21 protein-coding genes and 1 tRNA gene are annotated in these 20,836 nt (G+C 40.7%); 14 read left to right on the top strand and 8 right to left on the bottom strand.

What is annotated here, in order from left to right:
* The first annotated feature begins 48 nt into the window (after positions 1-48).
* A complete protein-coding gene (locus AC1DUD_RS13620; protein ID WP_477375222.1) occupies positions 49-657 on the top strand; it encodes a TetR family transcriptional regulator in 609 nt (202 codons plus the stop codon).
* On the opposite strand, the gene AC1DUD_RS13615 is transcribed toward AC1DUD_RS13620, so the two are convergent.
* Complete coding sequence (locus AC1DUD_RS13615) at positions 643-888, bottom strand: CBU_0592 family membrane protein (protein WP_477375221.1); 246 nt, start codon at positions 886-888, stop codon at positions 643-645. The two genes, AC1DUD_RS13620 and AC1DUD_RS13615, sit on opposite strands and share 15 nt — an antisense overlap.
* A 292-nt stretch (positions 889-1,180) precedes the next feature.
* Between AC1DUD_RS13615 and AC1DUD_RS13610 the strand changes: the two genes are divergently transcribed.
* Complete coding sequence (locus AC1DUD_RS13610) at positions 1,181-3,505, top strand: tetratricopeptide repeat-containing sensor histidine kinase (RefSeq protein ID WP_477375220.1); 2,325 nt, start codon at positions 1,181-1,183, stop codon at positions 3,503-3,505.
* 408 nt (positions 3,506-3,913) lie between these two features.
* Here AC1DUD_RS13610 and AC1DUD_RS13605 read toward each other — a convergent pair whose 3' ends face one another.
* Together AC1DUD_RS13605 and AC1DUD_RS13600 are read right to left on the bottom strand one after the other, a co-directional pair.
* Positions 3,914-4,699: a hypothetical protein gene (locus AC1DUD_RS13605; protein WP_477375219.1), complete on the bottom strand. Its 786-nt coding sequence runs from the start codon at positions 4,697-4,699 to the stop codon at positions 3,914-3,916.
* A 362-nt stretch (positions 4,700-5,061) separates the two neighbouring features.
* Positions 5,062-5,134: transfer RNA gene (locus AC1DUD_RS13600), tRNA-Phe, on the bottom strand.
* A gap of 206 nt (positions 5,135-5,340) precedes the next feature.
* On the opposite strand from AC1DUD_RS13600, the gene AC1DUD_RS13595 reads away from it, so the two are divergent.
* The 3 genes from AC1DUD_RS13595 to AC1DUD_RS13585 all read left to right on the top strand — a co-directional run bounded on the left by AC1DUD_RS13595 (position 5,341) and on the right by AC1DUD_RS13585 (position 7,921).
* Entirely contained in the window at positions 5,341-6,639 is a 1,299-nt protein-coding gene (locus AC1DUD_RS13595; protein WP_477375218.1) for a 4Fe-4S dicluster domain-containing protein, read from the top strand.
* 77 nt (positions 6,640-6,716) lie between these two features.
* Positions 6,717-7,508: a (Fe-S)-binding protein gene (locus tag AC1DUD_RS13590; RefSeq protein WP_477375217.1), complete on the top strand. Its 792-nt coding sequence runs from the start codon at positions 6,717-6,719 to the stop codon at positions 7,506-7,508.
* 2 nt (positions 7,509-7,510) lie between these two features.
* The gene (locus AC1DUD_RS13585) at positions 7,511-7,921 is read left to right on the top strand and encodes a hypothetical protein (protein WP_477375216.1); all 411 of its coding nucleotides are present in this window, start codon (positions 7,511-7,513) and stop codon (positions 7,919-7,921) included.
* Positions 7,922-7,925: 4 nt separating this feature from the next.
* Here AC1DUD_RS13585 and AC1DUD_RS13580 read toward each other — a convergent pair whose 3' ends face one another.
* Positions 7,926-8,408, bottom strand: coding sequence for a hypothetical protein (locus AC1DUD_RS13580; protein WP_477375215.1), 483 nt, complete (start codon positions 8,406-8,408; stop codon positions 7,926-7,928).
* A gap of 45 nt (positions 8,409-8,453) precedes the next feature.
* Here AC1DUD_RS13580 and AC1DUD_RS13575 point away from each other — a divergent pair, with 45 nt between their 5' ends.
* Positions 8,454-8,939, top strand: a complete 486-nt coding sequence (locus AC1DUD_RS13575) for an ABC transporter ATPase (protein WP_477375214.1) — start codon at positions 8,454-8,456, stop codon at positions 8,937-8,939.
* Between the two features lie 118 nt (positions 8,940-9,057).
* Here AC1DUD_RS13575 and AC1DUD_RS13570 read toward each other — a convergent pair whose 3' ends face one another.
* On the bottom strand, positions 9,058-9,192 hold the full coding sequence (locus AC1DUD_RS13570; RefSeq protein ID WP_377023329.1) for a hypothetical protein: 135 nt from the start codon (positions 9,190-9,192) through the stop codon (positions 9,058-9,060).
* A 328-nt stretch (positions 9,193-9,520) separates the two neighbouring features.
* On the opposite strand from AC1DUD_RS13570, the gene AC1DUD_RS13565 reads away from it, so the two are divergent.
* A complete protein-coding gene (locus AC1DUD_RS13565) occupies positions 9,521-9,919 on the top strand; it encodes an SPW repeat domain-containing protein (protein ID WP_110587281.1) in 399 nt (132 codons plus the stop codon).
* Positions 9,920-9,979: 60 nt separating this feature from the next.
* Here the strand turns inward: AC1DUD_RS13565 and AC1DUD_RS13560 are convergent, their stop codons facing one another.
* Together AC1DUD_RS13560 and AC1DUD_RS13555 are read right to left on the bottom strand one after the other, a co-directional pair.
* Positions 9,980-10,666: a PAS domain-containing protein gene (locus AC1DUD_RS13560; RefSeq protein ID WP_477375213.1), complete on the bottom strand. Its 687-nt coding sequence runs from the start codon at positions 10,664-10,666 to the stop codon at positions 9,980-9,982.
* An 86-nt stretch (positions 10,667-10,752) separates the two neighbouring features.
* Complete coding sequence (locus AC1DUD_RS13555; RefSeq protein WP_477375212.1) at positions 10,753-12,042, bottom strand: BamA/TamA family outer membrane protein; 1,290 nt, start codon at positions 12,040-12,042, stop codon at positions 10,753-10,755.
* Between the two features lie 368 nt (positions 12,043-12,410).
* On the opposite strand from AC1DUD_RS13555, the gene AC1DUD_RS13550 reads away from it, so the two are divergent.
* From AC1DUD_RS13550 to pyrH, 7 genes are all read left to right on the top strand, one after another.
* Entirely contained in the window at positions 12,411-12,755 is a 345-nt protein-coding gene (locus tag AC1DUD_RS13550) for a hypothetical protein (protein ID WP_477375211.1), read from the top strand.
* A 240-nt stretch (positions 12,756-12,995) separates the two neighbouring features.
* On the top strand, positions 12,996-13,433 hold the full coding sequence (rplM, locus tag AC1DUD_RS13545) for a 50S ribosomal protein L13 (protein WP_090529488.1): 438 nt from the start codon (positions 12,996-12,998) through the stop codon (positions 13,431-13,433).
* 25 nt (positions 13,434-13,458) lie between these two features.
* Positions 13,459-13,845 carry a 30S ribosomal protein S9 gene (gene rpsI / locus AC1DUD_RS13540; protein WP_110587286.1) on the top strand — a complete coding sequence of 129 codons (387 nt, stop codon included), beginning with the start codon at positions 13,459-13,461 and terminating at the stop codon, positions 13,843-13,845.
* Between the two features lie 18 nt (positions 13,846-13,863).
* Positions 13,864-14,706, top strand: a complete 843-nt coding sequence (rpsB, locus tag AC1DUD_RS13535) for a 30S ribosomal protein S2 (RefSeq protein ID WP_110587287.1) — start codon at positions 13,864-13,866, stop codon at positions 14,704-14,706.
* 166 nt (positions 14,707-14,872) lie between these two features.
* Positions 14,873-15,712, top strand: a complete 840-nt coding sequence (tsf, locus tag AC1DUD_RS13530; RefSeq protein WP_477375210.1) for a translation elongation factor Ts — start codon at positions 14,873-14,875, stop codon at positions 15,710-15,712.
* A 158-nt stretch (positions 15,713-15,870) separates the two neighbouring features.
* The gene (gene nagA / locus AC1DUD_RS13525; RefSeq protein ID WP_477375209.1) at positions 15,871-16,995 is read left to right on the top strand and encodes an N-acetylglucosamine-6-phosphate deacetylase; all 1,125 of its coding nucleotides are present in this window, start codon (positions 15,871-15,873) and stop codon (positions 16,993-16,995) included.
* A gap of 125 nt (positions 16,996-17,120) precedes the next feature.
* The gene (gene pyrH / locus AC1DUD_RS13520) at positions 17,121-17,825 is read left to right on the top strand and encodes a UMP kinase (protein ID WP_121808969.1); all 705 of its coding nucleotides are present in this window, start codon (positions 17,121-17,123) and stop codon (positions 17,823-17,825) included.
* Between the two features lie 171 nt (positions 17,826-17,996).
* Here the strand turns inward: pyrH and AC1DUD_RS13515 are convergent, their stop codons facing one another.
* Positions 17,997-20,495 (bottom strand): M1 family aminopeptidase, encoded by a 2,499-nt coding sequence (locus tag AC1DUD_RS13515; protein WP_477375208.1) that lies wholly within the window; start codon positions 20,493-20,495, stop codon positions 17,997-17,999.
* Positions 20,496-20,836: the final 341 nt, after the last annotated feature.

Here is a 20,836-nt window from a genome sequence, read left to right as displayed (position 1 = left end):
TGATGCAGATTTCTTTTTAGTAGTATTGCAGCAAAATCGCTACAAGCCATGGGCCGCAAAAGTCTTAAAGAAGAAAGACAACTGGAGATCATTAAAATGTTTTATGAAGTAGCCAAAAAGGAGGGCTATGAAAACACCTCGATAGCAAAAATTGCCAAGGTTATGGATGTTAATCCGAGCCTCATTTTGCATTACTTTGAAACCAAGGAAGACCTTACTTACGCACTTATCGATCATATCCTGGAAAGTTATTTATCAATATATACGGTTAAAGGCAAAGAACAGACAACTATAGAAAACCTTCAAAATACAGTAGAGGCACTGTTTTCGAAGGAGTGGAACCTGCTTTTTGACGACGGGCTTTTTTATACTTTTTACGCCTTGGCTTTCCGCGAAGAAAAAATTAAATCGAAATACAAGATCATCCTCGATTCGTTACGGCAGGGTTTGGCGGCTATTATTGAACAATGCAATGCAAATGGGCTAACCGCAGTAAAGGATCCACAAACCGCAGCCGACTTTATTTTTGTATTGGTTGACGGGGCTTATTTTTATCTATCACTTGAAAATGACGCAGCGGCCTATAGCGAAAGGCTCAATTACTATAAACAGAAGGCCTATGAGTTTTTAGGCATACCTCATTTATCGGTTTCTTAACTGCCGGCCAAGGGCATACATGCCTATAAACATCCATAACACATTTGCGGCCGCGTTGGGCAAGTCCTGTGCGTTAACGGCAGCGGCTGCCAGGCAAAGGCCCCCAAGAATATTGAGAGCCTGAAATATCCTCGATTCGGCTTTTAATACCTTCATGCTCAGCAGCAAATAACCCAGGGTACAAAAAATCACACCCAACCAGCCTATGCTTATAAATATCATTTTCGACATACCTCAATACCTGCTAAAATTTGGACAAAGGTTATAAAAATGATGTTAAATTAATTTGAATTTATGTGTAGTATCCGCTCGTAGGTAATGGAATCGTAAAAAGCACATACAAATGATTAAGGGAAGAAATACGCCTAAAAGCGTAATGGGTCATTTTCGTACAGAAATGGCCTTTTTTTGCTGTATTGCCGTGAGGGAATTATCAAAAAAATAAACTCTTGAAGTAGAATGTTCCATTGTTGAGAAACACAATTCTTTGTTTTGATTTTTTGTTATTTTAGTAAACATAACTATGCAAAAAAAACTACTAGTTATCGTTATGCTCCTTCCACTATTTATAGCATCTTACGGGAGACCCAAGACTAAACAAATAGCGGATTCATCCCTTAATGTCGTAACTTTTGTAACGGCGGATACAACTAGCATTAATATTTTGCTCGAATCGGCATATAACCAACTTGATAAATCCGGAAAATCTAATATTGACATTGATAGCGCTGCTATTTTTCTGGACCGGGCTAACCGACTTAATAATCGATCAAAATTTAAAAAGTTTACCGGGGAAATCCTTCTCTTAAAGTCTCGTATAGAAAGAGAAAGAGGCCATAGATCTCGTGCTATCGCACTTGCAGGAGAGGCAACTGGAGTGCTAAAAAAGGAAAACAATTCGTTGCTATTGGCACAAGTCTACATAGAAATTGCGCAGAATTACAACCAGTTTGACTCGCAGCAGCTTCTTGAGAGAATAAATCTGATTCAACAAGGGATTCAATACTTTCGTCAGACCGCGAAAACTAAGAAACATACCCTGCTAAAAGCGAATGCGTTGAACCAGCTTTCACAGTTGTATGTACAAGTTCCAGATTACACTCGGGCTTTAACTATAGCGCAGGAGGCCCTGGAAAGCTACCAGTCTGTCAATTATTCGCAAATACATTCGATTTATGATCTGATAGCGTTAATACACTATCTCCGAAATGATTTAGAAAAAGCCATTAAATATGAGTTGATAGCTCTCAGAACGGCCGAATTGCTTAAGGATAGCACAATGAAGCGAGGTGATATTGAAAATTTTACAGGAATGATTTATTTCACATTGGGGCAGAAGGAGAAAGCAATGCCCTTTTTTATTCGAGCTTTAAAATTCGCGGAAATAAATAATGATGAAAATTATATTAAAACGCTTTTTGCTAACATCGTAAGCAACTATATTGAATTAAACAAGCCCAAAGAAGCACTTAAGTTTGCAAAAAGTGTACCACATAAATATTTAGCTCAATCTGGAAAAGAGTCTGATTCATTCGTTCCTTTAGCCTATATGCAAATTTATATAGCTCTCAATCATTTAAAAGAAGCCAAGACCTATCGCGATCAATTGATTGAACTTTTGAACCGAAAAGCTTTCCAGCCGGGCCTTAAAAGTAATTTAAATACTGAGCTTGCCAAGTTTTATTTAGCGTCGAAAAATTACTCCGAGGCATTAAGATATTTGAAATTAAATGAGAAAATAACTACAAAAAGCCCGCATCAAACACTTGCAAACTACCGATTATGGCATGCGGTAGATACCGCAATGCACAATTACAAAGACGCCAATACGCACTTTTTAAAATTCTTTGCCATCCACGACTCTTTGTTTAATGAAAAAAAAAGCAAACAAATTCAGCAATTACAGGTGCAATATGAGAGCGAAAAAAAAGAAAGTGAAATTAAAATAAAAGATCAACGGATACTTTTTTTAACCGCAAGTGACCGGCTCCAAAAAGCGGAGCTAACTAAAACCAGATTAATCAAAGATGTAACTATAGCAGTTATCTCCTTTCTTTTAATTATCACTGCCCTTATCTATAAGCAATACCGAAGTAACCAGAAGATTAATAAAATAATGCTTCAGACCCAGGAAACCACCCTAAGCCAAAATCATCTGATCAACCAAAAAAATCTCGAACTCCAGTTTTTGGTCGAAGAGAAAGAATGGCTGCTCAAAGAAGTGCATCACAGGGTCAAGAACAACTTACAAACCATTATTTGCTTACTGGAATCGCAGGCAGCATACTTGGAAAATGACGCACTTAAAGCAATTGAAACCAGCCAGAACAGAATTTATACCATGTCGCTAATTCATCAAAAGCTATATCAGTCAGAAGATATCCAAACAATCGATATGGCTCTATATATCCCCGAATTAATCCAATATCTAAAAGATAGTTTTAATATCGCCTCTTATAAAGTCTCCTTTCGGGTGCGTATCGACCCGATCAGTCTTGACGCTGTAATTGCTATTCCCTTGGCCCTAATTATTAATGAAGCTATAACTAATTCGATTAAATATGCATTTCCAGGCGATGTACGTGGGGAAATATCAATATTACTGGAGAATCTGGGCGAAAAAGTAAAATTTGAGATCTCCGATAATGGCATCGGTATGACGAAAGATGATGAAGATTTCAGTCCAAACTCACTCGGTTTCCAATTGATTAGAGGGTTGACAAAAGAGATTAATGGGACTGTTAACATTGACAGTAACATAAGAAAAGGTGTCAAAATATCAGTGTTGTTCAGAAAGGACTTATCTGGCAATCGGGATTTCACATCGCCGGAGGGCATGACGGCTTAGTAACATTGGTCAGCTTATGCTTAATAGCAGTTTAAAATTGGACATTCCGCATGCTTGCCCATTCTATTCCGTGCCCATTAGACCAATGAATCGTGTAGATAATTCAAATATCTAATTCAGAAAGATAGCATGGTCAAAGTGTAACGGAACGCTCTGAACTATTTTGCGGAACGCGTTGATCAATGGCCCCGGAATATCGCCTTAGCACCAAAAGCGCAAGGCGGATGAAAGGTAAAGGCCGATGAATTTTGCATTAGCTGTCCCTGCCTGTACAAATTTCGAACTTTTTAAGCTTAAAATCGCGATTTTAAAGGCATAAAAAAACTTCTTAGATTTTTCTAAGAAGCTTTTCGTTTCTGTGGTACTAACCGGGATCGAACCAGTGACACAAGGTTAAATAAGGAATTTTTATTTGACGCGCTTGTATATTTCTACAGATTGGCCATTTGTTGCACTATTAATCACCTGGGTATATTCGTCATGACCATTCATCGTTACTTTAACAGTAAATTTATTACCCTGAAGAAGCCGGTAATTTGATATTTGCTCTTCTTCCCTAAGTGTGTCATTACTAAAAGTAAATACTCCAGTACCAAATCCATTTTTAAAGATGGTCTTTTCCTTATTCTGAGCGAACCTGTGGACGAAAATAAAATGTCCTCCCCAGAATATTTTATACTGCGTTACATCAGTTGGGATCGTGTCCTTGCCTTTTATTGTATAGGTTTTTTCCATTTTCCATAAACCATCAAGCGCAGAACTATCCGCTGGCGGGAATTTTTTATAATCTTCTTTCAATGCATATTTTACACCTTTTACTGTGGCAAAGTCGGGAATTACCTGGCCATAACCACCAGGTTTTTTTGTAACCTCAATATTATAAGTTAGGGATGAGTCGAGCGCTCTGCTGGTGTAAATACTATGTTCCTTAAGTCGGTTAGCCGAGTCAAGTGTGTAAGTACCCACACCAAACCCAACAGACGAGTCTGGTACTATACTGGCATATAAATAGTTATGATCTGTATAGATTTTAATTTGCGTTCGTTTAATAACAGAGTCTTTGTCTCCTCGATCGAGCACTTGTTTTTCAAGTTCATATACACCGGACAGGCCTGCCTCGGAAGACTTCTCTTTTTTCTTACATCCAAAAATCAAGAAGCTAAATAAAGCTGCGAAAATCAAAATCTTATTCATAATGCTTAAGGTTTAATATGATATAGGAATTTATTTCGTCTGGTGGAGGTTTTTATTTGGCGGTTGATAACTTAATCATCTTAGTAAAAGAGCCAAGTAAGGACAAAATAAATGCCTAAAATTTTACCACCATAAATAATACAATTGGTTACCTAAACTTACAAATAATATATATCATAAACAATTTGTTAGCGAATTATTAAAAGTTTGCTAATGAGTTATTTAGAGACAAAAAAATCATCTAATTAGATACGGGGCGATGTGAATTTTCGGACTGATCTCAAAAAAAGCGTTGCATGTCAGGAAAGGCGGTTAAACGCAAAAAATCCCCTTAGCGTTAACTAAGAGGATTTCTGTTTCTGTGGTACCAACTGGGATCGAACCAGTGACACAAGGATTTTCAGTCCTTTGCTCTACCATCTGAGCTATGGTACCAAACCGTTCCCGTGATTGGGGAGTGCAAATGTAGCCTTTTTTTTATGTTTGAAAACTTTTTTTTGAAAAAAGTTTGATTCGATGCGCCTGTTTTAAATAAGTGTACAGGTAATCAGCTAATTAATTTTCAAATATTTTTTCATTCTCAAAACATTTCGCGCTTTAAACAATTCATTTAACTTTGATAAAATTACTATGCACGCATAATGATTGCTCAACTTATATTTATTATCATCCTGGCAGCGGCCGTTTACTTCTTCGGCAAAAATGTGTCTAAAATAAGGCGCAATATTTTGCTGGGTAAGGAGATCGACCGTAACGACCAGCCCGCCTTACGCTGGAAGGTAATGGCCAAAGTAGCCTTAGGACAAACCAAAATGGTTAAGCGCCCCGTGGCGGCGATCATGCACTTTTTTATTTATGTGGGGTTTGTCATTATAAACCTTGAAGTGCTGGAGATCATGATTGATGGTGTTTTTGCCTCTCATCGCATTTTTGCGCGCCCACTTGGTGGTTTATATGGTTTTTTAATAGGCAGTTTTGAAGGCCTTGCGGTACTGGTGTTTACGGCATGTATCGTTTTTTTGTGCAGGCGTAATGTGGTGCATTTGAAAAGGTTTACCGGTACAGAAATGACCCAATGGCCGAAATCTGACGCTAACTATATCCTCATTACCGAGATACTGCTCATGACGGCTTTCCTGACCATGAACGCGGCCGATTATAAATTGCAATTACTGCATTTTGGTCACTACGTCACCGCCGGGAGTTTTCCGGTGAGTTCATTGCTGGCACCTTTACTGCCTGATAGCGCTTCGGCATTGGTGATTACCGAACGGGTTTGCTGGTGGTTCCATATTGTGGGGATCTTGTGTTTTTTAAATTACCTGCCATATTCAAAGCATTTTCATATCCTGCTGGCGTTTCCGAATACGTATTATTCAAACCTGAACCCCAAAGGTAGATTTACCAATATGGCATCGGTTACCAACGAGGTGAAAGCCATGCTTGACCCTTCTTTCGTGCCTGAAAATACCGGCGAGCCCGGTCGTTTCGGCGCAAAAGACGTAACCGACCTTACCTGGAAAAACCTGATGGAGGCATATACCTGTACCGAATGCGGCAGGTGTACTTCGGTTTGCCCGGCCAATATTACGGGAAAGCTGCTCTCGCCCCGTAAGATCATGATGGATACCCGCGATCGGATCACCGAGATCGGTAATAACATTGATAAGCATGGCAAAGACCACCAGGACGATAAATCGTTGCTTGATAACTACATTACCCGCGAAGAGCTTTGGGCTTGTACCAGTTGTAATGCCTGTGTTGATGCCTGCCCGGTAAATATCAATCCGCTGGAGATCATAACTGAAATGCGCCGTTACATTGTGATGGAAGAATCGCAGGCCCCGGCAAGCTTAAACAATATGTTTAGCAATGTAGAGAACAACGGTGCCCCCTGGAAATACAGCCAGGCCGACAGGTTTAACTGGGCGGAGGAATAAATTCATTAAGTCATTTGTCATTAAGTCATTGTATGGTGGCTAATGACTTAATGACGAAATGACCCAATGACTAATTTATGAGTGAAATAAAGATACCAACCATGGCCGAAATGGCTGCACAAGGTAAAGAACCTGAGATATTGTTTTGGGTTGGATGTGCCGGCAGTTTTGATGAACGAGCCCGCAAAATTACGCGTGATATATGTAAAATATTGCAGCACGTGGGTATTAGCTATGCAGTTTTAGGTACTGAAGAAAACTGCACCGGCGACCCTGCCAAGCGGGCAGGAAATGAGTTCCTGTTCCAGATGCAGGCCATGATGAATATCCAGGTGCTGGATGGTTATAACATTAAAAAAATAGTTACCGGCTGTCCGCATTGTTTCAATACTATAAAAAACGAGTATCCCGGGTTGGGTGGAAATTACGAGGTGATCCATCATACACAGCTCATTCAGGGGCTGATAAACGATGGTAAGCTCAAAGCTGAGGGTGGAGAAAGCTTTAAGGGAAAAAGGATCACCTATCATGATCCCTGTTATTTGGGGCGAGGAAATGATGTTTACGAAGCCCCACGCGCGGCATTGGAAATATTGGATGCCGAACTGGTAGAGATGAAACGCTGCAAATCAAATGGTTTGTGCTGCGGCGCAGGCGGTGCGCAAATGTTTAAAGAACCGGAGCCGGGCAAAAAGGACATCAATATTGAGCGTATTGCTGATGTTATGGAGACCCAAGCTCAAGTGGTAGCTGCTGCCTGCCCGTTTTGTATGACCATGCTTACCGATGGGGTAAAAAATCAGGATAAGGAACAAGAGATCCGGGTACTTGACATTGCCGAGATAACGGTTAGGGCGAATGGTTTATAAATATGTTATCGAAAAAACTACTTTGTTATATTTTGCTATTTCTGGTGACAGCTTTCAGCACTGTGGCGAAGGGCGATGTTCTGATTTGTCAAACAAACAAAAGTACTCCGGAAGAGGAGCGGTTATTAGATAAACTATTCAAATTAGTCGAGGTAAAAAGACTCGATAAAGAGTTGAAGAAATACAAAGCAAACGCTTCGTTGATAGTGTGGGCATCGCCGACTGTTGAAAATCCTTATTATGAAGTTTCAGCAGGTTACAACGGGCCTGACCGGTATGAAACGAGTTACATGTTCAAAATAAAGAATGTCGATGTTAATAAGGTCAGTATTGAACCTTTTTTAAAAGTTTTGGATGGGGCATCCGGCGATTTCATATCCTTAGCAAAATTCAGAAAGAAGCATAGGAATTAGATTGCTATAGACTTTTCATCCTGAAATAATTTAATGCGATCTTCAGGCTATCAAATCTCGTGGTATTCATATTGTGTACCGGTAAACCAAGTGAAGTAGCCATCGAATCGATATTGCCTGCAGGGTCTTCGTAGGTTTGCACAATGATATCATCTGTTTGGGTATTAAATTTGAGTGTACCCGTTGTGTCGCTGCCCAGGTAATCAACATTGGTTAAGCGATGCAGGTTAAAAGAAAAATACTCCTGTTTACCCTGTTGATAAGTTTTCCTCAAACGTAAAAAATAATCACCGGTGAGGGTTATCTCCCACTTTTTCAGATTGATATCGGGCGTTGGGTTGAATGAGTTACTGAGGCATTTATTGCTCCAGTTTAGCCATTCCTGTTCGCTCATTTCGGTTTTAAAACCATAATTTAGCGCAATAAGGGCAAAAATTGATGTAATGAGCGCTGTTTTCCCGATTGCCGGAATAATTGATGTTTTCATGACAACAAAATGTAACCCGAAGTTAATAAATTGATATTTTTGTAAATGAAATTTTCTCCACAGTCAAGAGTTTGGATCTATCAGTCGGACAGGAAATTGAGCGATCAGGAAGTACAGCAAATACAGCCCGAGCTGGACAGGTTTACCACTAATTGGACAGCCCACAACAACCAGTTACAAGCGAAGGGCGAGATCAGATATAATCGTTTCTTTATATTGATAGTTGATGAAAGCCAGGCAGGTGCCAGCGGATGCTCTATCGATAAATCGGTTCATTTTATGCAGCAGGTGCAGCAGCATTTGGGTATCAACCTTTTCGACAGGTTTAATTTGGCTTACCGTGATGGTGAGGAAGTACTTTCATTGCCCCGTCATGGCTTTGAGGATAAATTGAAAGACGGAAGCATCAATAAACAAACCATAGTTTACAATAACTTGGTACAAAATTTAACCGAGCTCGAAACCAAATGGGAAGTGCCGTTTAAGGATAGCTGGCATATCCAGTTGTTCCGCGATATTGTAACAGCATAATAAAATAAGCACTAATTTTTTCGAATTAAAGCGAATTACACAAATTCTTAATTTGAAAAAAAATTCGTGTAATTCGCTTTAATTGTAAAAGGACTGCAAGTCATTCGTGTTAAAATAATTATTTTTTCTTAGCCGGTGTGATGATCGGTTTTACAACGTCTTTTTTACCTGATTGATAATCGGAAGGGGCTTTGCTGTTGCCTTCGGCGGCAGGTTTCTTTTTTTCTTTGGTAGATTGTTTGTTCTTGCTCATGATTTTTATTTTAATGTTTGATTTCTTAGCGGATTATTGATATTTGTATCCGTTAATAGTGATAGCGGCAGGACGAAATGAAACGGACGGTATATACTGCCCGGTGGTGAGGAGGGAAACGGATCGCTTTAATTTTAAAACGTATATCTTTACACGTATTATTAATGCGTTTGAATTAAAGGTATGGGTTTTAAAGCACATAACCCGTAAAGAAACAGCGATTTATATTATATAAAATTTAATGTAGCGCTGCACGCATAAATGCTTAGCTTTGCGATAAATTTTTGATACAAACTATTTATACCATACTTTATAAAATAAGCTAAAAATGAAAGGCTTCATCTCAACAAAAACTTACGGATTTTTAAACTATGTTGTTGCCCTGTTAATGATCTCATCATTATGGACTTTTGATACACTTCATGTTGGCGGCGCAGCTTTGTTCCTGCCGTTAATAATTGGCTGGTTACAACTGATCATGGCTATCTTCGCTAAAAACGAAATGGGCTTTATCAAACAGTTTCCTATGGTTATGCACAATGTAGGTGACGTAATTATGGGTTCATTTTTATTTTGCTCGCCATGGGTTTATGCTTTTTCACCTAAACTGGTTGCTCCGCAATTGATTTTTGGCGCATACCTTTTAATTGTAGGCTGCTTTACCAAAGGCTCGCCGTTTATTAACCCTCAGGTTGAAGAAGATCATGGTGTAAGCTATAACGCTTAATCCTTTTTCTTAAAAAGATATAAAACAAAAGAGGCGCTCAATACGAGCGCCTCTTTTGTTTTATATGCCAAGCTCTTTGGCTTGTTGCTCTTCGCGCTGATTGCGCATGATTTTTGTAAAGCCCCGATGGTTATGTTCCTCATCAAATAAAGGGAAAACAAGTCCGCTGCCCCAAAAACGTGTGCTATCCTTGCGTACGTGATAGCGTTCATCAATTGCGCGCCCCAGACTCAGCGCTTTTTTTAATTCGATTTCGGGTTTGCCTTCGGCAACATCTTCGGAGGTAAAAAAAATCCGGGCGTTCAGACCTAAAACTTCTTGTTCGGTATAACCAAGCACCTTTTGAGCGCCGATATTCCAACTGTTAATGTCTCCGTTCTTATCGGTGGTGATAACCGCGTAATCTTCCAGGCTGTCCAGTACCTGTCTGAAAAAATCCTCGCTCATTCTAAAATAAGTATCGTCGAAAAGGTCCTGGCCGGTTATGGCGTCATCGAAAGTTTGGTATTCGATAAAAATAGTGGTTTTGTCAACGCCGCATACAAGCTGCATCGGTTCGCGGGTAATACGATAAAATGTTTCGTAGCCCGAAGGCAAATTATTAAGTTCGGGTTTGGCTTTAACCGGTACAAGGGTGATGTCGATAATTTCTTCGGTCTGCTGGTTTACAGTTACTTTTACCAGTACATATTCATAGCCTTTTTCAATCAGATCGCCAAGTAGCTGTGAGGTTAACGGAGTGCGCATTTGTGATAAATTAATCCTTTAAAAGCTTTAATCACAAAAATGACACCAGTTATAACGTTTGAGCAGGCAGTTCGGTTCAAATACAGCTAAAACACCTCGTTTAGCCCAAGAAAGAAACCGCTTGAGCCGTACGCACCCCTGCCATAATCTATACAAAGATTTGAGCGGGTGTATTTATTAAACAACAGCCTCAAGCCTGCGCCTCCGCCGGGTTCCCAATATCTGAATAGTTTTATACGTTGCTGGTTATTGGCTGTTTCTGCATTAATAAACGCAACGCCACTAAGCAACTTATTGTCTGTTAACGGAAACCGGTATTCGGCCTCGTTATATACAAACGACATGCCTTTAAAGCGACCTATTATAAATGCCCGTCCTATGCGTCCGTAGGCATCGCTGCCGGTGCCGGGCAGTTCGAGATAGGGGAGTGAGCCGCTAAGCAGGTAGTTTGACCAGTGCCATATTGCGAAAACATGCTCGGGGTTAGTTTTCGAAAGGCTCCAGTATTTTCTGAACTCCAATTTAATTTGCATAGCATCACGGTTGCTGCCCAGCCAGGTTTGGTTGCTGCGCAAAACAATATCGGCATAAATACCCCTGAAAGCGCGGTTAGGCTGGTCGCGGGTATTGAACTGGAAATTTAAAAGCAAGCCGTTGGCCTGGTAAGAGTTTACCGGGAATCCATTACGAATGCTATACCGGTAATTATGGGTTTGGCTGATGGGAATATCCTTACGGTCATCATCAATATGGCTGTAGTAGTTGAAGCTTAGTCCAGCGCCAACGTATATGCTATTGGCCAGTTTACGGTAAATACGTTCATTGGCTTTGATATAAACATACCTGATAGGGAAAGCATCGGGATTATTTTCAAAGTGAGTATTGTTCATGAAAAAGCTGCCCTCGCCAAAGCTGCGCCTGCCGGTACCAAGGCCATTATCCATAGCAACAGTTTTACCTATTTGTATGGTACCCTGTAGGTTCCACTTGTTCCCGGCCGAGAAAGCGTTTTGTTTAAATTCAAAAGTGGACAGCCCGCCTGTTGACAGGTAAAAGCCTGCATTGATTACCGATAGCGTTGTGTTTGATGGATCGCCAAAATATTTCCCTCCCGATGAAATTACCCCTGCCGCGAATCCCACACTCGGATTATAGGCGGCCGATGGCAATATCGACCAGTAAGTATGGCTTTGTGGCTGAGTAGTTGTTGTTGCTGATTTACTGCTTTTACCACTGAATATAGAAGCTAAGATGCCGTTGGCATCTACTTGTGATTGCAAAGAATCAACCGGATCGGCCAGGGTTTGGGCAAAGAGATTGCCGGTACATAAAAGTACAAACAAGGTTAAGGTAAGCCGGTAAACAGCGGGGACCAATAGTTAGGGGTTTATTAGCGTTCCTGCTAAGATATTTATATCATCTGAATGTAAAAAACTTATTACAAAATAAAACGCTCGTATAATAGAACCTTAATCTGTGTTAGGGATAGTAGCGGATACCGGCCACGAGCGTAATGCCTGCAGGCGTATGAGCGGATAGCCCGGCCGCAGGCAACACCATTATTTCTTTTTAAAGGTTACTTTTTGAACAAGTTTGGTATTAAATAAAAAGCAGGAATGAGACAGTGGTTAAAATTTATTTCAAGAACATTGCTGTTAGTTGTTTTGGCTGTTGGTGTATTTTTAACCTCGTGTACACCAAAAGAGGAAAAGTAAGCGAAATAGTACATTTAAACACTGCGGAAATGACTGAAGCTGATGATAGTATTATTGACTCCTCTATGGGTCCGAGCTTTATATCTGCCTATTTATGTGAAATAAAGGGCGGTTCAAAGGATGATTCTATTCCATGTGCAGATGTATACGTTTGCAAGTCATTTAAACGCGATTCGATTTTAGGCGATACTGTTATAATTCTTGATACGCGACTGAGAAAAGAAATTTCAGGCAATCCAGATATATACTGGACCGGGCTTCAAAAAGCAAAGAATCATAGAGTTTGCAAAATAGCTGTACCGCCGGATCAATTAAGCAAGATCAAAAAGTACCCTTATAAATATGCACAGGTAACATTAATTACCGACGATTGAGCAAGGGGGGAATTAAAGGCGATAGTTTATTATTTTAGGTCGTAATAATGGTGTCGCTGTTTTAGTTAAAGAGGTAAGACAAATAAAATCCAGCCCATCCTTAAATCCCTCCAAATCCCGGTTCAGACAATCTGTAATATTTTCCTTAAAATCTATTTGCTAATAAGATAATTAACCCTATCTTTGCAGTCCCGAAAATACGGGGTATAATAAACGTTTAAACAATTTAATTTAAAGCAAGTGAATACGTTAAGTTACAAAACTGTCTCAGCCAACAAAAAAACCGTTAACAAACAATGGGTTGTTGTTGACGCGGAAGGCGAGATTTTGGGGCGCTTGTCCACTAAGATCGCAATGATCATCCGTGGTAAAACCAAGCCTGATTTTACCCCAAACGTAGACTGTGGTGATAATGTGATCGTTATCAACGCAGACAAGGTAAAACTGACCGGAAACAAACTAAGCGACAAGGTTTATGTTCGTTACACTGGATATCCAGGTGGTCAGCGTTTTATTTCTCCTAAGGAGTTATTGGCGAAACATCCAACGCGCATCATTGAGAAAGCGGTACGTGGTATGTTACCTAAAAATCGTTTGGGCAAAGCATTATTCGGCAATTTGCATGTATATGCAGGTGCTGAGCATCCTCATGCTGCGCAAAACCCAACAGCCATTTAATTTTTAATTTTTAAGGAGAAAAAAAATGCCAACAACTAACACTTCAGGCAGAAGAAAAACAGCCGTTGCCCGCATCTACCTTACAGAAGGAAATGGTGCGATCATCGTTAACGGTAAAGATTACAAAGAGTATTTCCCTACTTTGCCATTGCAATACATCGTTACTCAGAGCACTGAGGTTTCTGGTAGCACCGGAAAATTTGATGTTAAAGCAAACGTTGCAGGTGGTGGTGTAAAAGGACAGGCAGAAGCCGTTCGTTTAGCTATCGCTAAAGCTATTGTTGAACTTGATGCTGAAAAGAAACCAGCGTTACGTGCTAAAGGCTTAATGACCCGCGATGACCGTATGGTTGAGCGTAAGAAACCAGGTCGCAGAAAAGCACGTAAGAGATTCCAATTCAGTAAACGTTAATCACAGGAGGACAACAAAATGGCAAGAACAACTTATCAGGATTTACTGGACGCTGGTGTACACTTTGGTCACCTTACCCGCAAATGGGATCCGAAAATGTCACAGTACATTTTCATGGAGCGTAACGGTATCCACATTATCGATTTAAATAAAACCTTAACTAAGGTTGAAGAAGCTGCTGCAGCTATAAAACAAATTGTAAAATCAGGCCGTAAGGTATTATTCGTAGCTACAAAGAAACAAGCGAAAGATATCGTTGCCGATTATGCAAAAAGCGTAAACATGCCATACATCACCGAGCGTTGGTTAGGTGGTATGTTAACCAACTTTGCTACTGTACGTAAGTCGATCAAAAAGATGTCAAACATCGATAAATTGACTAAAGACGGTACTTACAGCAACCTTTCTAAAAAAGAGCGTCTGATGATTCAGCGTGAGCGTATAAAATTAGAAACCCTTTTAGGTGGTATCTCTGATTTGAACCGTTTACCGGCTGCGTTATTCCTGATCGACGTTAAGAAAGAGCACATCGCGGTTTCAGAAGCATTGAAGTTGAACATCCCTACATTTGCTATGGTTGATACCAACTCTGATCCTTCAAACATCGACTTCCCGATCCCTGCGAATGACGACGCTACAAAATCAATTTCATTGATCACCAGCATCATCATCAAAGCTATCGAAGAAGGTTTAGATGAGCGTAAACGCGAGAAAGAAGACGAAGCAGAAAAAGAAGCAGTAGCTGCAAAAACCAAAGCTGATGCTCCTGAAGTTAACGAAGGCGGTAAAAGAACCCGTAAAGTTGCTGAAGTAGCTGCTGAAGGCGAAGCTGAAACTCCAGCTGCTGAAACAGAAGAATAATCTTCCTTGTTAATCCCCCTGGGATACACAAAAAATTATATTAATTCTCTCACCTCAACAAGGGGTGGGAGATTTTTAATATTAAAAATAGTTGCGGGTTACAGTAGCATAACACCATAACGGTAACTTGTAACCCGATAAAAAAAATCTTAAAACTCAAAAAAACATGTCTACAGTACAAATTTCTGCAGCCGACGTAAACAAACTGCGCCAGCAAACCGGTGCCGGTATGATGGATTGCAAAAAAGCATTAACCGAAACTAACGGTGATTTTGAAGCAGCTATCGATTTTTTAAGGAAAAAAGGTGCTAAAGTTGCAGCAAGCCGTCAGGACAGGGAATCAAACGAAGGTGTTGTTATTGCACGTACTTCGGCTGATTTTAAAACCGGTGTTATCATCGAGCTTAACTGCGAAACTGACTTCGTAGCTAAAAATGCTGAGTTCGTTGCTTTTGCAGGTGAAATTGCTGATAAAGCAGTTGAAGCAAAACCAGCTTCAATTGAAGAGCTTTACGCCCTTGAACTTGGTGGTGTTAAAATTGGTGATGCTATCATCGAAAAAACAGGTAAAATCGGTGAAAAAATCGGTGTATCTAAATATGAAGTAGTTAGCGGTGAAAAAGTTGTTGCTTACATCCACGGTAACTTCCGTTTAGGTGTATTGGTTGCTTTAAGCGCTGATGGTGCAGGTGCCGAAGATGCCGGTAAAGACGTAGCAATGCAAATTGCCGCTATGAACCCTATCGCTTTGGATAAAGACGGTGTTGATGCTTCAGTAATTGAGCGTGAGCTTGAAATTGCTAAAGAGCAGATCCGTGCAGAAGGTAAACCAGAAGCAATGGTTGAAAAAATTGCTGCCGGTAAACTGAATAAATTCTACAAAGACTCAACCCTGTTAAACCAGGAGTTTGTGAAAGATTCTTCTAAAAGCATTTCACAATTCCTTGACTCGGTTGAAAAAGGCCTTACAGTAACCGCCTTTAAGCGGGTAGCTTTAGGAGCTTAATCATATTATCCCCCGATGAAAATCGGGGGATTTTTTTTGCCCTTTTTGTTTTTAATGAACCCCGTCATTGCGAGGTACGAAGCAATCCCCGATATGCAGAGCCACTCTGTAGAGTTCGCGATTGCTTCGTACCTCGCAATGACGTAAAACGAAGAATCATGTCTATCCTCGCCCTTCACAACCTTAAACTCATCTCTTCCGGCACTATTGCCGAAGGAAAAGCCGTTTTAATCTCAAACGGTATCATCACTGATATTATTGATGAAGCTGCCATCCCAACAGATGCTGTAAAGAAAGACCTGAATGGCGCATACCTTGCCCCGGGGTTTATCGATCTGCAGATCTACGGTAGTGGCGGGAAGCTTTTTGCCGGTACACCTGCTGTTGAAGCGCTTGAACAACTGGAAAATGACCTGCTAAACCAGGGCACTACAGGCGTGTTTGCCACTATTGGTACCAATACGAATGATATTGTGGAAGCTGGTATTGAGGCCGCTAAGATCTACCGTGAAAAAAGCAAAGGTGCTTTCTGGGGATTACATCTGGAAGGCCCATATTTAAACCCCGCCAAGAAAGGTGCCCACCCTGAAAAATTTATAAAAAAGGCTACCCTTGCTGAAGTTAAAGGTTGGCTTGAAAAAGCTGACGGTGTTATTAAAATGATCACTATTGCGCCCGAGCTACAGGATCAGGAAGTGATTGATTATTTATATGAGCAGGGTGTTATCATATCATCAGGCCATAGCAACGCTACTTATGCCGAAGGTAAATCATTTTTGAAGAAACCGGTACAGGCAGTTACGCATTTGTTTAACGCCATGCCATCCATGCATCACCGCGAGCCTGGTTATATTCCAGCTATTTTTGAAGAGCGTCCGTATACCAGTATTGTGGCCGACGGCATCCACGTTGATTTTGCCATGGTGCGTTTGGCTAAACGCGAATTGGGTGATAAACTTTTTCTGATCACCGATGCGGTTACTTCAACTAAAGAAGGCGCTTACCAGCATGAGCTTAGGGGTGATAGGTATACTATGCCCGATGGTACACTTTCAGGCTCATGCCTTACCATGCTTAAAGCGGTAGAAAACTGCGTTAAATTAGTGGGGATAGACCTGGCGGAGGCTGTGAATATGGCATCATTATATCCTGCCGAGCTTGCATTGCAAACAAAAAAGGGTAAAATTGAAAAAGGCTTTGATGCCGACCTTGTTATTTTTAACGCTGATTTTGAAGTACTTGAAACTATATTAAAGGGCGATTTTTTAACAAAGACAACATAAAATTTTAACACTGCAATTTATTCGCTATTTTTGGCGAACTACTCCCATATGAACAGAGCTTTATCAATTCTTGATATAAACAAAAGCAGGTTTCATCTATTTCTATTATTAGCAAATCACACCAAATGAAATACAAAAGAATATTACTGAAACTTTCGGGCGAATCGCTGATGGGCACAAGGCAATATGGTATTGATAATAACCAGGTTTTGCAGTATGCCCATGACATTAAAAACGTTTATGATGCCGGTATCGAAATTGCGGTAGTTGTTGGAGGCGGTAATATTTTCAGGGGATTGAGTGCCGAAAAATCAGGCATGGAACGTGCGCAGGCAGACTATATGGGGATGCTTGCAACAGTTATTAACTGTATGGCGCTGCAAAATGCATTAGAAAGCATTGGTGTAGAAACCCGCCTGCAATCTGCCATTAAAATGGAGCAGATCTGCGAGCCTTACATCCGCCGCCGTGCTATGCACCATCTGGAAATGGGCAAGATCGTGATCTTTGGTGCCGGTACCGGTAACCCATATTTCACTACCGATACTGCTGCTTCATTACGCGCTATTGAAATTAAAGCCGACGTAGTATTGAAAGGTACCCGCGTTGATGGCATCTACACTGCCGACCCGGAAAAAGATCCTACTGCAACCCGTTATGACGAAATCACTTTCCAGGAAGTATATGACAAAGGCCTTAATGTAATGGACATGACTGCCATTACTCTTTGCCAGGAAAACAAGCTGCCTATCATCGTATTTGATATGAACAAAGAAGGCAACTTCATGAAAATTGCCAAAGGCGAAGATATCGGTACGCTGGTAAAGTAATTTTAAAGCTGAAAGCCGAAGGCTATTAAAAATAGCTAAAAGCTGAATGCCAAAAGCTTAAAGCTAAAAAAACTAATGCCAAAAAGCTTTCAGCCTTTAGCTTTAGGCTTTAAGCTTAAATACGAAAGGCCGCCTTGTACAAGGCGGCCTTTCGTATTTTAAGATGCTTATTTATTTGGCGTCATTAACAGCTTTGATGGCATCATCAGCTGCTTTCGCTGATGCTTCATCTTTTATAGTTGTACGTGAGGCTTTGATGCCTTCCAGTTGGGTAACTACAAAAGGTGCTGCCCCGTAAACTTTAAATTTAATCCCTGCCTCTTTTAACTGGCCAATACCTTGCTGGGCATATTCAGGCTTATTAACCTTAGCAGTCATATCGGCAAAGTTTTTAAGTGAGTTAAATTTTTCCTGGATGCCTGCTTCAACAAAGGCATGGTAAACAAATGGCCATTCGGTATCATTGCCGTTGGTTGTATATAAAGTCATGATAGCGGCAGTTAGCGCGCCTTTGTTATCTTTTTCAAGGCCTTTGGCTAAGCTTAATGCTTTGGCCGGGTCAAGCAAGGCAATAGCGTTTAAAGCAGCACCCTGTACAGCATATGATTCGCTTGACATTGATTGCGTGAACAAGGTCATATTGCCGCTTGCTTTTAATTTACCTAACGCGGTAATAGCAGCCGCCCTAACCAGGGTATTACCATCGGTTTGAGCCAATGAGATCAGTATTGGCTGAGCTGCATTGCGCACATCATCTTTGGTAAGATTTAATGCCTTGATGGTTTTTACACGCAAACCGTAATATTTGTCTTTTAAAGCAGCTATAAGTATTTTTTGTGCTTGCGGACGGGTTTGATCTGATGCGGCAGCTTCTATAGCTTCGTAACGGTCAAGGTAATTAGGAGCATTAAAATATTGGAATGAAAACTCATCAATAGTTTTATTGTCAGTTTTCTTAGTAAGTAGGATCTTATCGGCATCAACGTTCATCAAATCCGGTTTGCCGGCCAGTTGGTAGCTGATAGAATCAACCTTATCATTCATCCATTCTTTATGGCGTACTTTTTTGCCGCCCTGGTAAACGTCAATGGCTATTGGCAGTTTAAAGGTTTGGCCATCCTGGGTTTGTTTCAGGTAAACAGTTTCGGTTTTAGTTGCGTCATCCCATTTATAGCTGATGTTCAATATCGGGTGACCTGCACCATAATACCACTGGTTAAAGTACCAGTTAAGGTCTTGGCCACTTGCTTCTTCAAATGCTAATCTCAGCTGCTGAGCTTCACCATTTTTGAAGGCGTTTGTTTTAAGGTAGATGTTAAGGCCTTTGTAAAATGCGGCATCACCTAAATAATTGCGAAGCATGTTCAGGATGCGGCCGCCTTTTTGATAAGTTACTGCATCAAAAACATCTTCTTTATCGGCATAATAAAAACGTACCAGGTTTTTAGTGTTAGCGCCAGGCGAGCGCAAGTAACTTTGCATATCTGCATAATTGTGGGCATCACCCTCATCTTTACCATATTTATGCTCGGCCCAGATGGTTTCGCTAAAGTTGGCGAACGATTCGTTTACTGTAAGGTTGCTCCAGCTTTCGGCAGTAACATAATCGCCAAACCATTGGTGAAACAATTCGTGAACGATAGTGCTGCGGCCGTTGTTGTAGTTAGCATCTATCAGTTCGCGGTGGGTAGCCTGTACATAATCGCCGTGCAGGGTAGCCGATGTATTTTCCATAGCGCCGCTCACATAATCGCGTACCACAATTTGTGAGTATTTAACCCATGGATAATCAACACCTAAGGTTTTTGAGTAAAAATCGATCGCCTCAGGCGTAAAACTAAAGATCTCTTTAGCGTAAGGAGCGTATTTTGGTTCAAGGTAATAGCTTACTTCTTTATCTTTCCATTTGTCTTTATAGATCTTGAAATCACCAACGGCCATCATAAACAGGTACGGTGAATGTGGGAGTTCCTGTTTCCAGGTATCTGTACGTGTGCCGTCGGCATTTGTTTTCTGAGCGGTTAGTTTACCGTTTGATAAGGTTACGTACTTTGCCGGTACGGTCATGGTGATCACTTCGGTAGTTTTTTGACTTGGCTTGTCAATGGTAGGGAACCAGGCCGACGAGCTTTCAGTTTCGCCTTGTGTCCAGATCTGTGTTGGTTTATCTTTTTCAGTACCATCGGGGTTAATGAAATATAAGCCTTTAGCATCGTTAATTGCCGCGCTGCCTTTTTCCTTCAGCTCGTTTGGTTTTGCAGTATAATCGATATAAATGGTATAGCTTTCGTTATTGCGATAAACCTTATCCAGTTTAATGGCTACCGAAAGGCTGTCCTGGTAAGTAAATTTCAACGGAAGGTTTTTACCATTTTTTACTACCGAAATGTTTTTAAGGTCCATGCCTTTAGCATCAAGCCTTAAGCTGTCGGTTGGGTAAAAATGAGGTTTCAGCGTAACCCATTCTTTACCATACAGGTAGCGTTTTTTGTAGTCGAAACGAACATCAAGTTTGGTGTGGATGAGGTCGTTGATCTTGGTTGGTACAGCCCGGTAAATTTTCAAAGCCGGGTTTTCGGGGGGAGGGGTTTGCTGCCCGTAAGCAGTTGCCATAGCGGTGGTAAGCACACACGACAGCATGAGTTTTGTAAGTAATTTGCGATCAGTCATATATAGTACAAAAAGTTTGCTTTTTACAAGCTATTGAGGATAGTTAATTTTCAAATATACATCCCGGAAGCTAAAATGTTTTATGCGTAAATCACCTATGACGCATGAGCGGGGATTATGTTACGTATAAGGATGCTGATTTTTGAGATATCCAGAGAGGAAGGCACAACTAAGCCCGGCTTCGGCCACTGCATAATATTGCGAAAAAAAACGGAACAGGCTGAGTATTAAGTCAAGATGACTAATCCCACCTCATAAAACCGAACACCAGATGTACGCTATCGTACAGTAATAAGTGTGGATTTTATTTAAGTTGCTGATAATGTGCTGGTTTGATAAAT

The organism is Mucilaginibacter sp. P4_A11, assembly GCF_056402535.1.
This window is presented reverse-complemented; position numbering and strand designations above follow the sequence as displayed.

What these genes read in the sequence shown, in the direction of transcription:
- AC1DUD_RS13620 (WP_477375222.1), top strand. Translation starts at nt 49, where the DNA reads ATGGGCCGCAAAAGTCTTAAAGAAGAAAGACAACTGGAGATCATTAAA.
- AC1DUD_RS13615 (WP_477375221.1), bottom strand. Translation starts at nt 888, where the DNA reads ATGTCGAAAATGATATTTATAAGCATAGGCTGGTTGGGTGTGATTTTT.
- AC1DUD_RS13610 (WP_477375220.1), top strand. Translation starts at nt 1,181, where the DNA reads ATGCAAAAAAAACTACTAGTTATCGTTATGCTCCTTCCACTATTTATA.
- AC1DUD_RS13605 (WP_477375219.1), bottom strand. Translation starts at nt 4,699, where the DNA reads ATGAATAAGATTTTGATTTTCGCAGCTTTATTTAGCTTCTTGATTTTT.
- AC1DUD_RS13595 (WP_477375218.1), top strand. Translation starts at nt 5,341, where the DNA reads ATGATTGCTCAACTTATATTTATTATCATCCTGGCAGCGGCCGTTTAC.
- AC1DUD_RS13590 (WP_477375217.1), top strand. Translation starts at nt 6,717, where the DNA reads ATGAGTGAAATAAAGATACCAACCATGGCCGAAATGGCTGCACAAGGT.
- AC1DUD_RS13585 (WP_477375216.1), top strand. Translation starts at nt 7,511, where the DNA reads ATGTTATCGAAAAAACTACTTTGTTATATTTTGCTATTTCTGGTGACA.
- AC1DUD_RS13580 (WP_477375215.1), bottom strand. Translation starts at nt 8,408, where the DNA reads ATGAAAACATCAATTATTCCGGCAATCGGGAAAACAGCGCTCATTACA.
- AC1DUD_RS13575 (WP_477375214.1), top strand. Translation starts at nt 8,454, where the DNA reads ATGAAATTTTCTCCACAGTCAAGAGTTTGGATCTATCAGTCGGACAGG.
- AC1DUD_RS13570 (WP_377023329.1), bottom strand. Translation starts at nt 9,192, where the DNA reads ATGAGCAAGAACAAACAATCTACCAAAGAAAAAAAGAAACCTGCCGCC.
- AC1DUD_RS13565 (WP_110587281.1), top strand. Translation starts at nt 9,521, where the DNA reads ATGAAAGGCTTCATCTCAACAAAAACTTACGGATTTTTAAACTATGTT.
- AC1DUD_RS13560 (WP_477375213.1), bottom strand. Translation starts at nt 10,666, where the DNA reads ATGCGCACTCCGTTAACCTCACAGCTACTTGGCGATCTGATTGAAAAA.
- AC1DUD_RS13550 (WP_477375211.1), top strand. Translation starts at nt 12,411, where the DNA reads ATGACTGAAGCTGATGATAGTATTATTGACTCCTCTATGGGTCCGAGC.
- rpsI (WP_110587286.1), top strand. Translation starts at nt 13,459, where the DNA reads ATGCCAACAACTAACACTTCAGGCAGAAGAAAAACAGCCGTTGCCCGC.
- rpsB (WP_110587287.1), top strand. Translation starts at nt 13,864, where the DNA reads ATGGCAAGAACAACTTATCAGGATTTACTGGACGCTGGTGTACACTTT.
- tsf (WP_477375210.1), top strand. Translation starts at nt 14,873, where the DNA reads ATGTCTACAGTACAAATTTCTGCAGCCGACGTAAACAAACTGCGCCAG.
- nagA (WP_477375209.1), top strand. Translation starts at nt 15,871, where the DNA reads ATGTCTATCCTCGCCCTTCACAACCTTAAACTCATCTCTTCCGGCACT.
- pyrH (WP_121808969.1), top strand. Translation starts at nt 17,121, where the DNA reads ATGAAATACAAAAGAATATTACTGAAACTTTCGGGCGAATCGCTGATG.
- AC1DUD_RS13515 (WP_477375208.1), bottom strand. Translation starts at nt 20,495, where the DNA reads ATGACTGATCGCAAATTACTTACAAAACTCATGCTGTCGTGTGTGCTT.